Here is an 18220-nt window from a genome sequence, read left to right as displayed (position 1 = left end):
CTTCTTATTTCGACATCACTTTAGTGATTACTTCTTCAAGCTTCATACCTCGAGATGCTTTCACCAATACAATATCATTTGAAGAACTAACAGATTGTAAGTGATCTGCTAACGTATCTTTATCGTCAAAATGAAGAACTTTTCCTTCTTGAAAATTCTCTTGTGCTCCTGAGGCAATCTCCTTACTTAGTGGACCGTATGTAAATACATATTCCACTGCAGCAGGGTCAATAAATTTTCCAATCTCTTTATGAAATTGTATTTCTTGATCACCAAGTTCGAGCATATCCCCCAAAACCAAGATTTTCTTGTTATAACCTTGAATCTCATGGATTAACTTAATCGCTGCTTTCATTGATGTTGGACTTGCATTATACGCATCATTAATAAACGTTAATCCACTCTCAGCCTTCACTAATTCCATTCGCATATTTGTCAGCTTCAAGCCAGCTAATCCTTGTGCAATTGTTTCATTACTCAGGTTAAAATAGCGACCAACAGCAATAGCAGCCATTGCGTTATGTGCATTATGCTCACCTAATACAGGAATGAAAAACTTTTGTGTTTCACGTGAAACGAAAAATGTCGTTCCATGTTCTTCTCTTGTCATATCCGTTAAAAAAAGGTCATTATTTGGTGAGCTTCCAAACGTAATGGCTTTAAACTTTGGATTATTCACTCGACTTGTTAGAAGTGGTTCATCACCATTAAAGATAAATTGTCCTTGCTCAGATAAACCGCTTGTGATTTCAAATTTTGCTTCAGCAATTCCTTCTCGGCTACCTAAATCTTGCAGATGGGATTCACCAATGTTTGTAATGACAGCAACATCAGGCTCAGCCAGGTTTGAGAGAAATTCAATTTCACCGCGACTACTCATTCCCATTTCAAGGACAGCAATATCAGTATCTTCTTCCAAACGCAAGATTGTTAATGGCATACCGATATGGTTGTTAAAATTACCTGCTGTTTTCAAAACTTTATACGTTGTCGATAAAACAGCATCCACCATGTCTTTTGTTGTTGTTTTCCCGTTACTTCCTGTAATTCCTACCACTTTTACCGCTAATTCATGACGGTACGCTTTTGCTAATTGCTGTAGTGCTTCAAGCGTATCATCTACTAAAATGACAGGTAAATTTTGTGGAATATCTTTTTCATCTTTGTTCCATAAGGTTGCCACAGCACCTGCTTCAATTGCTTTTTCAACAAATTCATGTCCATTGAAGCGATCACCTTTAATTGGTACATATAAATTTTCTGGTTGCAGTGTTCTTGTATCAATTGAAACACCTTTAATATGAACCTGTTCGTCACCATGAGCTAAACTGCTGTTTGGAATCATCTTCACCACATCTTTTAGCTTTCGATTAATCATAATGCTTATAACTCCTTTCGCAAAAAGCAGAAACACTATTCATTTTGAATAGTGTCAGCCTTTTTCTTACATCGTATGTTTAATTTTTTGCTTTTCATCATGACGCTGAAGCGCTAAATCCACTAATGTTTCAATTAACACCGGATATTCAACACCTGCATGCTTCCATAATAATGGGAACATACTAAACGGTGTAAACCCTGGCATTGTGTTTACCTCATTAATGATTAACTCGCCTTCTTTTGTTAAGAAGAAATCAGCACGAACAAGTCCTGAACCGTCAATTGCTTTAAATGCTTTAATTGCCAATTCTTTCATTTCTACATACGTTTCTTCGCTAATTTCAGCCGGGATAGCAAGACCTGTGCTACCATCTTCGTACTTAGCTTTATAATCATAGAAAGCAGCCTTTGGTAAGATTTCTCCAACAACTGAGCACGATGGATCATCATTACCTAATACACCGATTTCCACTTCGCGTCCAATTGCCGCTTCTTCAATAATAATTTTACGGTCAAATTGGAACGCTTCCTCAAATGCCGCTTCTAATTCTTTGCGATTATCACACTTACTAATACCAACGCTTGAACCTAAGTTAGCTGGTTTGACAAAGCATGGGTAACCTAAGTTTTCCTCAACAACTTCATATGCTGCTTCACGGTTCTCATCCCACTCTTTGCGAATAAAATATTCATATTTTACTTGCTTTAAACCTGCTTGAGAGAAAAGTTGCTTCATCACGACTTTATCCATCCCTGCTGCAGATGCTAAAACGCCGTTTCCTACATAAGGTAGGTTTAATAATTCTAACAGCCCTTGGACTGTTCCATCTTCACCGTTTGGACCGTGTAAAAGTGGGAAAATTACATCAAGCGTTTCTTCATTTTTCACGTCGGATAAAGCAAACATATTTGTATTTAAAGATACTGGTGAAATGACCGTACCACTGTTACTAATTTCAAGTTCGTTTACCGTTTCAAGTGGACCCGTCAACTTTGTACCGCGAACCCATTCGCCTGTTTCAGTAATATAAATTGGATGTACTTCGTATTTATCATGGTTAACTGCTTTTGTTACTGCTAAAGCTGTTTGTAAAGATACTTTATGTTCAGCGGATTTTCCCCCGTATAAAAGACCAAGCTTAATTTTCACAAGTGTTCCTCCTAACACAATTTAATCTTTTCTATTTTATCACTTTCTCTATCCTTATAGGAAACAGTTTCTTTCTTTATTACTTATGTAAAACGTGGGCAGATGTGAGTCAAATTATAATTTTTTTTTGACTTATCTGCTATCGTAACAGCTTCTGTTCAAATCAGTAAGGGAATTCCGACTCCAATAAAAAAGTGGTAAAAGAGTTGATCTTTTTACCACTTTTATTATTATTGTACTTCATGCTTGTATAAGAATACTGCTTTCTTTGGAAGCTTTCCATACAATAAACTTGCAAACGGTAAAAACCGATGACAAGCCCATATAATGAGGTAGCATAAAGCTAAAGTTAATACATACCGAATTAGCATTTCAATGTGAAACAATTGATTACTATTTGCAGGTACAAATTCAGAAACAATATTTAATACTAAAGGATGGATTAAATAAAAGCCAAAAGAGTACATTGCAATATTTCGAACTGTAATAACAGCTCTTCTAGGAAGTTTTGCAGCTAAGATCTCTCCTATACGAAATGCTACGTAGCTTCCTAACACGAGATAAAACGTATTAATCGTCTCGTACATAACCCCTGATAGGTAAAGTGTCTTAATTGTATACACATAATAATGTAAAGAAGAGACGATTGCTCCTGCAATTAAAGCAATAATTAGCAAAACAATCGTAGATTTATTCGCGCTTTTTGCTTTCTGTTCATTATAGTAAACACCAATCCATGCTCCTAATAGGAAGGTAGATAATGAACTAATAAATAAAGTAAATGATACAAGACCGTACATTGAATTTAATTGAAGATAAACTAACTGTAAGACGACTCCGAATAACCACATATAGCGGCGAAAAAAAGTAAACTTTTGAGCGATCCATATAAAAACAGGTAAAACAAGATAAATTTGCACAATTAAGAAAATAAAGTGCAGTTGATAGTAAGATTCACCTTTTAAAATGCGCAGCAAAATTTCTGTCGCGTTAAATTCTCTTGCACCTACATAAATTGAATATGCTTCATAAATCAATGCCCAAATGATATAAGGAATAAGAATATATGTAACTCGCCTCTTATAGTAACTTTTCCATAACTCTTTTGTTAACGGCTTTTTTATATAGCTATAAAAGAATACGAGTCCTGTAATCACAATAAAGATTCCCGCTTCAATCCGAATAATGCGGTTGATAAAATGATACTTCTGATACGCATCACCGCTATATGGAAGGACGCTTGCATACGCTGCCGTTACGTGTACAAGTACAACCATCATCATGGCAAATAATCTTAAAAAATAAATTGATTCAATTTGTTGTTTCTTCACATTCTGTCTCCTATTATGAAAAAATTTAACACGTCATCTCTATTCCCCTATGCCATAAGTGTTACGCCTTACTTTTCCCCTATTTTTAAAAAAGTTTCATAAAAAAAGAGGCTGGGACATAACTAGCCAAAAATAATGAAAAAGGGTTCTCATCATCGCATTTTGATGATGAGAACCCTTTTTTGTTGATCTGTTTGATTGGTCTATGCACATTTTACGCTGGAGGCGATGTACTTTCGTACATTCACCGCCATGAACGCAAACCCTAATTCGTTTTTCACGTTCTCTTTGCCTCTTACGGACATTCGAGTGAAACGCAAATTAGCCTTCAGATATCCAAAAACTGGTTCTACGTCAATCTTACGTTTTCCGTAGATTTTACCCGTTTTTTCTTCTGAAAGCAGCTGTTGAATGCTTTTCTTTTGTTGTTCCCACTTTTCGTTATAATGGATTCTTCGGTTCTTTCCTTCCTTCGCCTTCGTACATTGTGAACGAAAAGGACAACCTGAACAGTCTTCACATTCGTACACATTGAATAACCTTGTAAATCCGTAACGGTCTGTGCGATGCGATTTGTAACGAAACGTCAACTTATTCCCGTTGGGACAAGTAAAGGAATCATCTTCTTCATGATAATCCCAATTCGCTGTCTGAAATGGGTCATTCTTAACGCGTTTTTTCTTCTCTTTTCGATACATACTATATGTGATAAGAGGCGTACGCTTTCTGTTCTGCACATCGAGGTAATTCTCTTCACTTCCATATCCCGCATCTGCGACAATATAGTCTGGGAGTTCGAAGTAGTGATGTTCAATTGCGTCAAGAAACGGACAAAGTGTTCGTGTGTCCGTTGGATTTGAAAAGACATCGTAAGCAAGTGTATATTGACCTTCTGTCGCAATTTGCACATTATACCCCGCCTTCAGTTGGCCATTCTTCATGTAGTCATCCTTCATACGCATAAACGTGGCATCATGATCTGTTTTTGAATAACTATTCCGTTCGTTAAAAATCTCCATGTCTTTTTCATACTTTAACTTACGTTTCACAAAGTCTTGAAATTGCTTATACGCTTTCTTCGGTTCTTTTCTGCTTGATCGCAGTTGTTTTCGTTCATCGGCATCTTCACTTGCTTCAATTTCTTTTGTCAACTCTTCAACCTTTTCTTCTAATTTTTTAGTGATTAGAGATAATTCTTCAACAGAAAGTTCGTCCGAACTTTCTCGTTCGATCTGTGGAATAATTTCTCTTTCTACTAGTTCGTCATACAGCTGGGTTGATTTCTCCAAGAGGCTCGCACTATACTTTTCGATTGATTTGCGCCAGACAAATGTGAACTTATTGGCATTTGCTTCAATCTTCGTTCCATCAATGAAGATTGCTTCATTATCAATCTCGTTCTCTTGAATAAGCTGACATCGAAACTGGACAAAGCACTCACGAAGAAGCACTTGAACTTCTGGGTGAACACGAAATCGATTGATTGTCCGATAGCTCGGTTCGTAACCTTGAGCTAGCCACATCATACGTATACTATCTTTGAGAAGCGCTTCAATTTTTCTTCCTGAAAAAACTGACTGTGTGTAGGCACATAAAATGATTTTCATCATCATGCGTGGATGGTAAGCAGGACACCCCGTTTTCTGTAAGAAGCCGGCAAAGGCTTCATCTGGAATATGTTCAACGAGATGGTGAACGGCGAAGGCAATATCATTTTCTTGTAATTTTATTTCTAAATCTAAAGGCAAAACCACTTGATTCATGTTATAATCTTTAAACATAAGGACCCTTCTTTCCGATAAGATTTTGTATGGTAACTTTATTTTATCAGAAGTGGTCCTTATTTTAATGTAAAAATAAACAAAGCCGGTGAAATTTTACTCGTCGTAAAATTTCACCGGCTTTTTCGGTTCAGAGGAGGGTTTTGTCCCAGCCTCTTTCTTATCTCTATATTAAAGGTCTATTTTTATCTTTTCAACAGGGAGTAAAACCTATTTATTTTACACATTTATCCTTGTTGGTGAGATAAAGGGAGTGAAAACAACACCTATTTTCTATGCATTTTAAACTCTAAAAATAATTCGTTGTAGTAGCTTAACATTTCTTTTCCTAGATTATCATACACCTCTAACTTTTCAGTTAATGCTTCATCTGGATAGAAGCGCTTATCCTCTGCAACTTCATCCGGTAAATAATCAAGAGCCTTTTCGTTTGGCGTTGAATACCCTACATATTCAGCATTTCGAGCTGCGATTTCTGGGTCTAACATGAAATTCATAAACTGGTGAGCACCCTCAATATTTTTTGCTGTTTTAGGAATTACCATATTATCAAACCACAGGTTCGACCCTTCTTCTGGGACTACATAATCTAGATCTTCATTTTCACTCATAATCTCTGAAGCATCACCAGACCAAACTAAACCGACGGATGCCTCTTCGTTTGCTAGCAACATTTTAATTTCGTCTCCAACAATCGCTTTAACGTTGGGTGTTAACGTATCTAGTTTTTCTTTCGCTTCTCTTAAATGCGTTTTATTCGTGTCATTTAGCGAATAGGCTAAGCTGTTAAGTCCCATTCCTATCACTTCTCGTGCACCATCAGCTAACAGGATTTGATTTCTTAATTCTGGGTCCCATAAATCGTCCCAGCTCGTAATCTCCTTGCCATTTAGCATTTCTTTGTTATAAACAACACCTACTGTTCCCCAAAAGTAAGGAATAGAATATCTATTTCCTTCATCAAACGATAAGTTGAGGAAGCGTGGATTAATATGTTTTAAGTTAGGTAGCTGCTTATGTTCTACAGGAAGTAGTAAATCTTCTTCCTTCATTTTGCTAATCGCGTACTCTGATGGTACCGCAATATCAAACGTGGTGCCACCTTGTTCAATTTTTGTCATCATTGCCTCATTGGAATCAAACGTTTGGTAGATAACTTTAATCCCAGTCTCTTCCTCAAACTCATCAATAATTTCTGGATCAATATAATCACCCCAGTTATACACGGTCAAGGTATTACCTCCTGAATATCCCTGAGCAGAGTTTAACCGAGATACAACGTACATTAAGACGAGTGAAATGGCTACAATAACAACAAATGACCGCATTAATTGTTTCATTTCTCAACCCCGCCTCCTTTCGTACGAAGATTACGCTGGCTAACAAAATAGTAGCCTACTACTAAGAGCACAGTAAATAAGAAAATTAGCGTAGACAGTGCGTTAATCGTTAATGATACGCCGCGTCTTGCTAGTGAGTAAATTTCAACCGACAGTGTAGAAAATCCGTTGCCTGTTACAAAGAACGTAACTGCAAAATCATCTAACGAATAAGTCAGCGCTAAAAAGAATCCTGCAAAGATTCCCGGTGAAATAAACGGCAAAATAACTTTTGATAATACTTGAAAACGGCTCGCCCCTAAATCCCGTGCTGCATCAATTAGAGTTGGACTCATTTCTTGAAGCTTTGGAAGAATCATAATAACAACAATTGGAACACTAAAAGCAATGTGGGCCAGTAGAACAGATGTAAAGCCAAGCTTAATTCCAACAATCGTAAATAAAATAAGGAAAGAAGCTCCTATGATGACATCTGGGCTAACAATGAGAACATTGTTTAACGTCAGCAGCGTATTTTGAACTCTTCTTCTTTTCACATAAATAATTGCAAGCGCTCCAATAATCCCAAGAATTGTTGAAATTACGGATGAAAGCAAAGCAATAATAAGAGTGTTTAATACAATGATTAATAACCTTGTATCTTGAAAGACTTCTTTATACCATTGCAATGTAAAGCCTTCAAACTCTCTCATTGAACCACCGCTATTGAATGAATAATACATAAGGTAAAAGATTGGCGCATATAAAATGACAAAAACTAAAATTAAATATATATTGCTCCATTTCCATTTCTTCATCATTTTATAGTCCTCTCTTTCTAGTTCCAGTTGCAATCATCATAATTGCCATCGCAATAATTAAGAAGACCGCAATCGTCGCTCCCATTCCCCAGTCTTGTGTTACTAAGAAATGCTGCTCAATTGCAGTACCAAGCGTAATCACTCGGTTCCCGGCAATTAGACGAGTAATCATGAAGAGTGATAGCGCAGGAATAAAGACCGCTTGGCACCCTGACTTCACGCCATTTAATGTGAGTGGGAATATAACTCGACGGAATGTTGTCCATGAAGAAGCCCCTAGATCACGCGATGCATATATTAAAGAAGGGTTCAGTTCTTCTAGCGAGTTGAAAATTGGTAAAATCATAAATGGAATAAAGATATAAACAGATACAAAAACAAAACTAAAATCAGTAAATAATATTTGATGAGTGCCAAATCCTAAAAACTCACTAAAGCTGTTAATTGTTCCATACGTACCGAAAATCCCTAAAAACGCATATGCTTTTAGCAGTAAGTTAATCCAAGTTGGTAAAATAATCAACAACAGCCATAGTTGCTTATGTCTTGTTTTAGTTAACAAGTACGCTGTAGGATAAGCAATTAATAATGAAAATAGCGTAATTAAAAAAGCATACCAAAACGAGCTGAGTGTCATTTTTAAATAAACAGGTGTAAAAAACTTTTCATAATTGGTTAAAGTGAACTCATTGTGAATATCAAAGAACGAGTAATAAACAACTAAGGCAATCGGTGCAATAACAAACAAAGCTATAAAAAGCAGATACGGTACTAAATAAATATTACGTGACTTAGTTTGCATGAGTCTCGTCACCATATGCTTCTAGCCTCTTATCAAACTCTTCCTCTGTTTCACCAAAGCGCATAACGTGAATTGCTTCAGGATCAAAGTAAAGACCAATTTCTTCGTCTACTGTTGCTTTTTTTGTTGAATGCACAAGCCACTCGTTTCCATCCTTATCGTATCCACAAATTTCATAATGAACCCCTCTAAACAGCTGAGAATCAACCTTCACTTGAATTTTACCTTTTTCTGGATCCGTAATTTCTAAGTCTTCCGGACGAATAACAATCTCTATTTTTTCATTTGGGTCGAAGCCTTTATCGACGCATTCAAAACGTTCACCCGCAAACTCTACAACAAAGTCCTCAACCATACTTCCTGGAATAATATTTGACTCCCCAATGAAATCTGCTACAAAGCGATTAATTGGTTCATCATAAATATCTGTTGGTGCACCACTTTGCTGAATATGTCCTTTGTTTAATACAAAGATTTCATCAGACATCGCTAGTGCTTCTTCTTGGTCATGCGTAACAAAAATAAATGTAATACCTAATCGGCGTTGAAGTTCTCTTAGTTCATACTGCATTTCCGTACGCAGTTTTAAATCCAGTGCCGATAGCGGTTCATCAAGTAAAATGACCTCCGGTTGGTTTACAATTGCTCGAGCAATTGCCACGCGCTGGCGTTGCCCTCCAGACATCTCTTTAATTTCACGATTTTCATATCCTTCCAAATTAACGAATCGAAGTGCTTCACTCACTCGCTTTTTGACTTCTGTATTCTTTACTTTTTTTATTCGTAATCCAAATGCAATGTTTTCAAATACATTAAGGTGCGGAAACAATGCATAATCCTGAAACACAGTATTTACTTGACGTTTGTTAGCCGGCACGGAATTAATTTTCTTACCGTTGAAATAGATATCTCCGCTTGAAGCCTCTGTAAACCCTGCAATTAAGCGTAAGATAGTCGTTTTACCACACCCTGATGGACCTAGTAGCGTATAAAACTTTCCTCTTTCAATTTCAAAGCTTACATTATCAAGTACTATTGAATCGTTGTCGTATTGCTTTGTTACATTTTCAAAGCGAATAATCGCTTGATTATCGTTCATTTCAATCGTCTCTCCTCTTAATCTCTTTATAAATATGATTCTGTCGCTACTACAATAAGCTCGGTGACGCCGTCATAGGCATTGAACATTTTATGCTCTTCAGCAGCTTGGAAGTAAATCGTTTCTCCTTCTTTCGCTTCATACGTTCGCTGACCAATTTGAACAATAACAGCTCCTTTTAGCACATAGCCAAAGGTTTCAGATAAGGAAGGCTCAAATTCTTTAAATTCACCTTTTTTTTCTAAAATTAAGCGAATAGGTTCCATTTCTTTTTCATTCGATTCATGAACTAACCATTCAATGTGATAGCCTTTTTCTTCATCACAATAATTGGTGTAGTCTTCTTTTTTATATACAACTTTTTGCACCGTTTTATCTTGATCAAAAAACTCGTTTGGTTGGCAGCCCAACACTTCTAAAATACTAAAAAACGTTTCAAGAGAAGGAGAACTTAAATCTCGCTCTAACTGTGAAATATAACCTTTGCTAAGGTCAGTCCGTTCTCCAAGCTCTTCTTGCGTTAATCCTTTTTTTAAACGTAAGTTTTTAATCTTCTTACCTATCTCCATTTATTTAAACCTCAACATGTTTAAAATAAGTAAACTTCCAGTAAATAAAGTTTTGTAACACTTAACTTAAAGTTTACTTTCAACTCGTATTATTATACATGTTTTAAAGCTGAGCACAAGGAGTTTTTTGCAATTATGTCACTTAAAAATTTCCATTTACTTGGATTAAAAAAAGCATCGCTTAAACGATGCTTTATTCCACTTCTTCAATTTCCTCTCTTATATTTTCTTTGTCTAAATTAGCATTACGAAAACGCTGAGTATCATCTAAGTCCAATTCCAAAAACGTTTTTTCTTCTAAGATTACCTTTACATCTTGAACTGTTACATCTAAAACATGACCACCTGCCGTTTTATGTTCATCAATAAAATGGAAGTGGTATCCTGGAATTCCTACACCTGCTACATAATTTGGCGTAAAAAAACCTACCATTGTTCCTTTTACATCTTCCAGTTCAAAAACAGGTTGGCTTTCAGCGACTTCCGTCATTGGTGGATATGGCTTTCTTTGTTTCGCTACCGTTCTTGTTTTTACTTGTTTAAAAACTCCTTCTATCTTAATTGCATAAAAGACGTTTTCACTACTCATTTGAGCTTCTAGCTGTTGCTCAAGCTCTTTCTGAGTTAATACATCATCTAAAATCATTTCTGTTTGGCCTTTAAAATACGTCATCACGGCAAATGGAAGCACGTCTTTTGCTTCTACCTCTACCGCTTTTCCTTCTCTTAAATGATAAAAACCCCCATCTACCGCTAGCATTTCACCATCTAACGCCTGAAATGTTCCCAGGCCAAAATCTCCTTTTTGAGAAAGCTCTTCTTTTGTCATTGTTCCATCATAAACACCTTCTAGCAATGCTACCATCGTAGATTTTTGATAAATAATAGAGCTCATCGATCTTTTCTCCCTTCCCTACGGATACTTATTGATATAGAAAGTATTCCCTCTGAAGAGAAGTCGAAACGAATGATTCAGCTAAAAAAGCGGCTCATAATAAGTGTGTTGTAATAATGACCATCAGATAGACGCTTATGCTTCTTTAAAATTCCTTCTATTTCAAACTCATACTTTTTGTAAACATATATAGCACTTTTATTCGTTTCAATGACCTTTAACGTCATCTTAACAAGACCTTGATGATGAGCCCAAAGAATCGATTGACTTAGTAATGCCTGACCTATTTTTAATCCCCAAAACTCTTTTATGACACCTACTCCAAATTCGACTTGATGTTTGAGTCGCTTCAGATGACTGCCTTCACATCTAGAAAAACCAACAAGGTTCCCTTCTACTTCCGCGACGAGAAATAAATGGTTGGGTATAGACGTGTCCAGCAAAATTAACTCCTTAAATTCCCCTTCATCAATCAGGCCTTCTCCTTGTACACGATCGAAATGTTCTGTTTCACCATCAATTTGTAACCGCAATTCAGCAAGTGCAGGTGCATCACTGACTTTAGCAGGTCGAACAGTATACTCCGTTCCGTTAACTTGAAATATTTTTGGTTTTATCATGGATCCTCTCTCCCCTTTTACTCCATTAGAAAACGAGCCTCTTTTTATTATAAGGCTCGTTTTGGAAAAGATATTTTTATTTCTGTAATTGAGAGTAGTGCTTAATTATTTCTTGAGTTAAATCATCGTTTTCATGTAAGTCGCTCACTTTACTTAGCACATACAAAATACCGTGTTCTTCAAGCATTGTCTGTAGCTGAACAGCTTCTTCATCTTCTGAAGGATTAAACAGCAATGCTGCAGCGATTGCCTTTGCTAAGTTTGCATATGGCAAACCTGCTTGTTTTGCTTCTACAGCTGGACGAACTAATCGATCTTGAGAGCCTAGCTTACGAATAGGTGAACGCCCTACACGATTAACAGAGTCGTTTAAATAAGCATTTTTGAAGCGCTCAATAATCTTCTTAATATATGCCTCATGTTCACCTTGATCAAGACCATACCTTTGAACAAGATACGCACCTGTTTCTTTCAACGTCTTTTGTACCTGTTCATAAATCTCAGCATCCTCTAATGTCTGATGAATTGTTTCTTTTCCTTGCAAGTACCCTAAGTAGGCAATTACGGCGTGTCCTGTATTAACCGTAAAAAGCTTACGTTCGATAAATGGCGCTAAGTCCGGAACAATTTTCATTCCTTCAACTGTTGGAATATCTTCTGTTGTCTCTACTACCCACTCATAATATGGCTCAACCAATACATCAATAGAGTCTGGATTCGATTGAATTGGTACAATACGATCGACTGCTGAGTTAAAGAATGATACTTTTTTAGAAAGCTCTTCTTTTGTTTCTTCATCTAGGTTTTCTAGAATATAACCTTTTAGTAATTCCGTTGCCGAGATTTGATTTTCACATGCAATAACGTACACTTTCTCATCGTTTTCCTTGACGCGAGCTGCTAAGCCTTTTGCAATCAACGGCGCAATACGAGGTAAAATTGTTGGTCCGATAGCTGTTGTGATATAGGTAGCCGTTTTTAAAGCGTCCAATACTTCTTCCTCTTGCGTCATATTATTTAAGCCAGACACATTATTCACTTCAATCACTTCGGCATTTTCTGCTGCGGTTTTCACATGGTACCCTTTACCTTCATTGAGTTTATCAATAACTGTTTGCGCAATATCAACAAACGTAACGTGGTATCCCGACTGAGCAAATAGTGAACCGATAAACCCTCTTCCAATATTACCTGCGCCAAAATGTACAACTGTTTTCACACTTATCATTCCTTTATTAAATTATTTTGTAAGTATTCATAAAATGTATCTTCCAGTTTTTTTCGAATCATCTCTTCATTAGACGAAGAAAAAATCATCATCGCTTCTTTATCTTCAATCAAGTTTGTACTAATTAAGCTTAAAATCTCTTGCTCGCGGATGGTAAGATTTTCTGGCGCCAACATCAGCAGTAGGTTTCGGACTTCCATCATCTTTCCATCCATTCCTTTTACCTGACACGGATAGTGTAAATGAGAGATTTGAAACAATAGTTTTCCTACTCCTTCATGACGACAGTGAAAAAGAGCCATGCTTGTTTCTGGAATACCAAGTCCCCCTTTTTCTTCTCTTTCCTTGAGTTGTTGGACAATAGCTTCTTTATTTGAAACCAAAGCTTCGCGTTCAGCAGCCGCAACCATACGAGCAATGATTCGTTCATGGTCTATCTCCGAACTTTCTCGGTAAATTCTTAGATTGTCAAAAATTGAATCAATACTTGTATACACTTCTTTTATTTCTTTCATTATTTGTTGAAAAGGCGGCCTACTAGCTGGAATTGAAGTAGCGGTTATATTGCTTTTTGCTGAATATCGGTTCTTTTGTGTTAGCTCCTCCACATTTTTTTGAAGAAAGGTCCGAATAGAATTAATGTCTTCATCGCTAAGCAGCGGATTAACTAAGATGTATTCACATGCTAAAAATGGTAAACGAACGGTTGAAATAATAAGATCGTACCTCTCTGTATTCGTTTCATGAATTTCTTTAATTGATTTCACATCAACAGAATCAATTTCAATAAATTCTTTTTTTATCCGACTCGCTAGCATCTTAGATGTACCAATGCCTGTTGGACATACAACTAAAGCTTTAATTACCACATTTTCCTCTCGCACAACTAAAGCAGAACCAAAGTGGAGAACCACATATGCAATTTCATCATCTGAAAAAGATAACTCTTTAAACTCTTTTTCCATGCTGTTTCTTACTGCCATAAACAGCAGCGGATACTTCTTTTTTATCTCTTCTGTTAAAGGATTGAATGCTTCTAGGTGCTGTTGAATGCGAAATATAGATGGTTCCATATGTGCCAACAAGCCTTGAAATAGTGAAAAGTCGTTTGTTAAATCAATGTGTAGCTGATTAGAAACATCTTGAATAACTCGCTTAATAATGCGTCCTAAAACTAGACTATCGTAATCCACTGCGTTGGCTACTTGAAACTTGGATGCTCGCAATACAACAGCTAAGAATGTAATATCATTGGGGTTAATGCTGAGAGAAAACTGTGCTTCGAGCTCTTGACACACACTTTTGATTAATTTGTACTCATTTGACGCTTCATTAATTAACATCGATTCTTCTAACTGAAAGCCCTTCTCAGACCTTTGTAGCATGATGCATATATGAATCATTAACCCCATATAATCGCTATCCGCTAACCTAGAATGACCTTTATTTATTTTCAAATTAACAATGCGATCTACCTCTGCCAAATAAGCAGTATTAAAATAATATAAAGCCTTTTCCTGCTTTGACTGATTATTTTCAAGTAAAAAAAGCTGTTCGATTAGCTCTTCTCCAAAATAAACAAGAAAGTAATTAGCAAGCGCTTTTCGTTTATTGATTTCAGTTGAAACGACCTCTAGCCCTACTCCTCTTCTTCGAACAAGGGTTATACTGTAATGTTCAAGCCAATCTGTTAATTCATCCAAGTACGAGGTTAAGGTAGTGATGCTAACACCTAAGTCTTTAGCTAGCGTTTGGAGCTTAAAAGATGCTTCTTCCAATAGCTTAATAACCAATAGTAGCTTACGTTCTTTCGGAGACTGATCGGTAGGTTGAACTTTCATAAGTTCTTGGATCAACTTGAAAATCTGTTCATCTTTACCGCTAATTATTAGTCCTTCATCTTGTGTACGAACTAATTGCAAATTAAATTGCTTCAGTAAGGATTCAATTGCTTTCAAATCCCGATGTACTGTTCTAGCACTTACCTTCAAAAAACTAGCAATGGATAAAGCCGTATGTTTTTCTGACGTTTTAATGATTAACTCAATAATGGTCTTTTCCCTGGACGTAATAAACACATGCATCAACTCATTTCTTATCTAAAGAAATCAACGCCTTTCAAAAAGAACGAATAGAAAGGCACTTCACATGCCTTTCTACTCTTTTACTTCTTTAGTTCAGCTCACCTTGAATAATTGCTTTAAGTTCTTTAGCTGATTTAGCTTGAACCATTTTTTCAATGTTATCCATGACAGAACATGTTACTGCGATACCTGATAGAATTTCGAGGTGCGTACCATCTTTACCAGCAATACCAAAGATTAAACGTACTTTTTCACCATCAAAATCAACGCCATTTGGAACTTGTAGCACAGTGAATCCCGATTTTAATACGTTCTTTTTCGCTTCTTCTGTACCGTGTGGAATAGCAACATCATTTCCCATATACGTAGACGTCATATTGTCACGCTCAATCATGGCTTCAATGTAGCTTTCTTCCACATAACCACCTTTTACAAGCACTTCCCCTGCAAATCGAATCGCTTCTTCTTTGTTGTTAAACTCTTGATTAAGGAAGATATTCTCTTCGCGCAGTAAGCTATCATCTTCTTGACTTGATTCCACTACTTCCTCCACTTCAGGAGCTCGCCCTTCCGCTGAAGAATCATCTTTAAGCTTATTAATAAGCTTGTCATATTCAGGGCTAGATAAGAAATTATCTACTGAAATATGATATGCTTCTGGAATTTTATTTTGAGCACGTGGAGTAAGCTCTTCTTGTGTAATAACAATTTGAGCATCACTCGGAATATTGCTGATTGCTGTATTTGTAACAAAGATATCTAAACCGGCTTCTTTTACTTTTTTACGAAGTAATGATGCTCCCATTGCACTTGATCCCATTCCAGCGTCACAAGCGAATACAATCTTGTTAACACCTTGTGGTAAAGCTGCTTTATTTGTCACAATTGAACCAGCAACCGAACTCTTTTTACCTTTCATCTCTTGCATCTTGCGCGTTGCCTCATCTAAATCTTCTGTTTGCTTACCTGTTTTTAAGATAAACGCTGAAACAATAAACGATACGACTGTCGCTACCAGAACCCCTGCGATGTTTGCGATGTAGCTTCCTGCATTACCTGGCGTTGCAGCTAAAATAGCTAAGATACTACCCGGAGATGCAACTGCTTGAAGACCTCCACCTAGCAGTACAAGCGTGAATACACCGCTCATACCTCCTAAAATTGTCGCAATAATAAGCATTGGACGCATTAACACATACGGGAAGTAAATTTCGTGAATACCTCCAATAAAGTGAATAACTGCTGCACCTGGAGCAGATTGCTTCGCTGTTCCACGCCCAAAGAACCAATAAGCTAACAGTACGCCTAGACCAGGGCCTGGATTTGCTTCAAGAAGTAGCAAGACAGACTGGCCAGTAGTACGAATTTGCTCTGCACCAATTGGCGATAAGATTCCATGATTAATTGCATTATTTAAGAATAGAATTTTTGCTGGTTCAATTAAAATGCTTGTTAGTGGAAGTAATCCAGCACCTACTAACCAATCTACACCAACAATTAGCGCTTGGGTAAACGCGTCTACTGCAGGACTAATACCTAAGAAAGCTAAAATGGCTAATACGCCACCTAAAATACCTGCCGAAAAATTGTTTACAAGCATTTCAAAGCCTGTTTTAATTTTACCGTCAATTAACTGATCAAATTTCTTAATAACATACCCACCAAGTGGACCCACAATCATCGCTCCAAGGAACATTGGAATATCTGCTCCAACAATAACTCCCATTGTAGCAATGGCACCAACAACTGCACCGCGCTGGTCATGAACAAGCTTACCACCAGTATAACCAATCAAAAGGGGCAATAAGTACGTAACCATTGGTCCAACAAGCTTAGCAAGCTCTTCATTTGGAAAAAAGCCTTTCTCAATAAATAGTGCCGTAATTAGACCCCAGGCAATAAATGCCCCGATATTTGGCATTACCATTGAGCTTAAAAAGTTACCAAACTTTTGAACGCCTACTTTTATATTTGATTGAGCCATGTGCTCTCTTCCTTTCTATATCATAATTACACTTATAATGTTAGGATATGAACCGCTTACATTCAATGAAGAAGAAAGCTAACTTTGTCACATCCTCTCAAGACAAAGGTATATTTATGTATATAGACTGTGAAACGGCGCGCATTGGCATACATATATCTTAAACCCAAAGAGCTGCTAAAACAGTTCTTTTAGCTCTTGAAACGTACCAATTGTATAATCAGGCGCTTCAACTTCGCCAAATCCATACGATGCGTAGACAAATGGAATACCCGCATACTGAGCTGCTTGAAAATCTCCTTGTGTGTCTCCTACATACACAGAACTTTTTAATTTATTACGCTTCATGATGAGCTTAATGTTCTCACCTTTTGATAAACCTGTGCGCCCAGGATTTTCAAAGTCAATAAAATGTGCATCTAGCTTATGATAGTTATAAAAAGCTTCAATATAGCCTGCTTGGCAATTGCTCACAATATACAATTTATATTTTTTAGAGAGCTCTTTTAGCGTTTCTTCTACTTGTGGATACAGATTACCACCGTGTTTTTCCAAATAAGTATTCTCTACTTCACAACACTCCGCTAGAATCTGTTTTTGCTTTTGTTCATCTAATTCTGGGAATAGTTTTTGAGCAATTTCTTGAAATGGAAGACCCATGGTTTGTTCAAAGGCTCTTTCTGTTACTTCTCTTTCAACATAATTGCTCTTCTTAATGACTTCGTTCCAAGCGATAGCTACTGTTCCAATTGAATTCCAGAGCGTTCCGTCTAAGTCAAAGATTATACTATCCATCTAGTCACCCCCTTTAGTTCGTCTTACCGTCATTATAAACATAAAGAAGAGTTTGGGACATAACAAAATGATTGCCTCTAAAAGACGAACACTAGCTGTTCCCATCTCTTTGATTTGTCTCAACACATTCGTTCCATTGCGCTACGGCCACTCGCTTTCCGCGGGGAGGAACCTGAGCTTCCTCGCTGCGCTGCGGGATCTCAGTTTTCCCTCTCTTTCCCGCAGGAGTCGAGTGTCCTACGCTCCATTCCACCCTGTTTCCAACATTGTTTTCACAATCAACAAAAAAACCTGAACGATTAAAAGTTATGAACTCTCAATCGTTCAGGTATAGTAGAGGCTGAACTACTTATGTCTCAGTC

General features: G+C 37.0%; 15 protein-coding genes. All 15 read right to left on the bottom strand.

Going from position 1 to position 18220, the window contains the following annotated elements:
* Window positions 1-4: 4 nt before the first annotated feature.
* Window positions 5-1378 (bottom strand): UDP-N-acetylmuramoyl-tripeptide--D-alanyl-D-alanine ligase, encoded by a 1374-nt coding sequence (locus tag MKZ18_RS01095; protein WP_340842975.1) that lies wholly within the window; start codon window positions 1376-1378, stop codon window positions 5-7.
* Window positions 1379-1444: 66 nt separating this feature from the next.
* Entirely contained in the window at window positions 1445-2530 is a 1086-nt protein-coding gene (locus tag MKZ18_RS01090) for a D-alanine--D-alanine ligase (RefSeq protein WP_061785873.1), read from the bottom strand.
* Window positions 2531-2760: 230 nt separating this feature from the next.
* Window positions 2761-3861, bottom strand: a complete 1101-nt coding sequence (locus MKZ18_RS01085; protein ID WP_025910590.1) for an acyltransferase — start codon at window positions 3859-3861, stop codon at window positions 2761-2763.
* Window positions 3862-4064: 203 nt separating this feature from the next.
* Window positions 4065-5642, bottom strand: a complete 1578-nt coding sequence (locus MKZ18_RS01080; protein ID WP_138116520.1) for an IS1182 family transposase — start codon at window positions 5640-5642, stop codon at window positions 4065-4067.
* A gap of 266 nt (window positions 5643-5908) precedes the next feature.
* Window positions 5909-6982 carry an ABC transporter substrate-binding protein gene (locus MKZ18_RS01075; RefSeq protein ID WP_025910588.1) on the bottom strand — a complete coding sequence of 358 codons (1074 nt, stop codon included), beginning with the start codon at window positions 6980-6982 and terminating at the stop codon, window positions 5909-5911.
* Window positions 6979-7782 carry an ABC transporter permease gene (locus tag MKZ18_RS01070; protein ID WP_025910587.1) on the bottom strand — a complete coding sequence of 268 codons (804 nt, stop codon included), beginning with the start codon at window positions 7780-7782 and terminating at the stop codon, window positions 6979-6981. Before MKZ18_RS01070 ends, MKZ18_RS01075 begins: the two co-directional genes overlap by 4 nt.
* Before the next feature lies 1 nt (window position 7783).
* On the bottom strand, window positions 7784-8584 hold the full coding sequence (locus tag MKZ18_RS01065; RefSeq protein WP_076513556.1) for an ABC transporter permease: 801 nt from the start codon (window positions 8582-8584) through the stop codon (window positions 7784-7786).
* On the bottom strand, window positions 8574-9683 hold the full coding sequence (locus MKZ18_RS01060) for an ABC transporter ATP-binding protein (protein WP_061786330.1): 1110 nt from the start codon (window positions 9681-9683) through the stop codon (window positions 8574-8576). Before MKZ18_RS01060 ends, MKZ18_RS01065 begins: the two co-directional genes overlap by 11 nt.
* Window positions 9684-9709: 26 nt before the next feature.
* Window positions 9710-10252 carry a helix-turn-helix domain-containing protein gene (locus tag MKZ18_RS01055; protein ID WP_061786329.1) on the bottom strand — a complete coding sequence of 181 codons (543 nt, stop codon included), beginning with the start codon at window positions 10250-10252 and terminating at the stop codon, window positions 9710-9712.
* 193 nt (window positions 10253-10445) lie between these two features.
* Entirely contained in the window at window positions 10446-11147 is a 702-nt protein-coding gene (gene budA, locus MKZ18_RS01050) for an acetolactate decarboxylase (RefSeq protein ID WP_025910579.1), read from the bottom strand.
* 77 nt (window positions 11148-11224) lie between these two features.
* Window positions 11225-11767 carry a GNAT family N-acetyltransferase gene (locus MKZ18_RS01045; RefSeq protein WP_061786328.1) on the bottom strand — a complete coding sequence of 181 codons (543 nt, stop codon included), beginning with the start codon at window positions 11765-11767 and terminating at the stop codon, window positions 11225-11227.
* Between the two features lie 76 nt (window positions 11768-11843).
* Window positions 11844-12986: a mannitol-1-phosphate 5-dehydrogenase gene (locus tag MKZ18_RS01040; RefSeq protein ID WP_025910575.1), complete on the bottom strand. Its 1143-nt coding sequence runs from the start codon at window positions 12984-12986 to the stop codon at window positions 11844-11846.
* A gap of 5 nt (window positions 12987-12991) precedes the next feature.
* A complete protein-coding gene (locus tag MKZ18_RS01035) occupies window positions 12992-15079 on the bottom strand; it encodes a BglG family transcription antiterminator (RefSeq protein ID WP_061786327.1) in 2088 nt (695 codons plus the stop codon).
* 88 nt (window positions 15080-15167) lie between these two features.
* Window positions 15168-17063, bottom strand: coding sequence for a PTS mannitol transporter subunit IICBA (locus MKZ18_RS01030; RefSeq protein WP_061786326.1), 1896 nt, complete (start codon window positions 17061-17063; stop codon window positions 15168-15170).
* A 177-nt stretch (window positions 17064-17240) separates the two neighbouring features.
* Window positions 17241-17858, bottom strand: a complete 618-nt coding sequence (locus tag MKZ18_RS01025) for an HAD family hydrolase (RefSeq protein WP_061786325.1) — start codon at window positions 17856-17858, stop codon at window positions 17241-17243.
* Window positions 17859-18220 lie beyond the last annotated feature (362 nt).

The sequence above is a fragment of the Priestia sp. FSL W8-0001 genome, assembly GCF_038050335.1.
Lineage (GTDB): Bacteria > Bacillota > Bacilli > Bacillales > Bacillaceae_H > Priestia > Priestia flexa.
The sequence above is the reverse complement of the archived record's forward strand: the minus strand, read 5'-3'. Positions and strand labels throughout refer to the sequence as shown.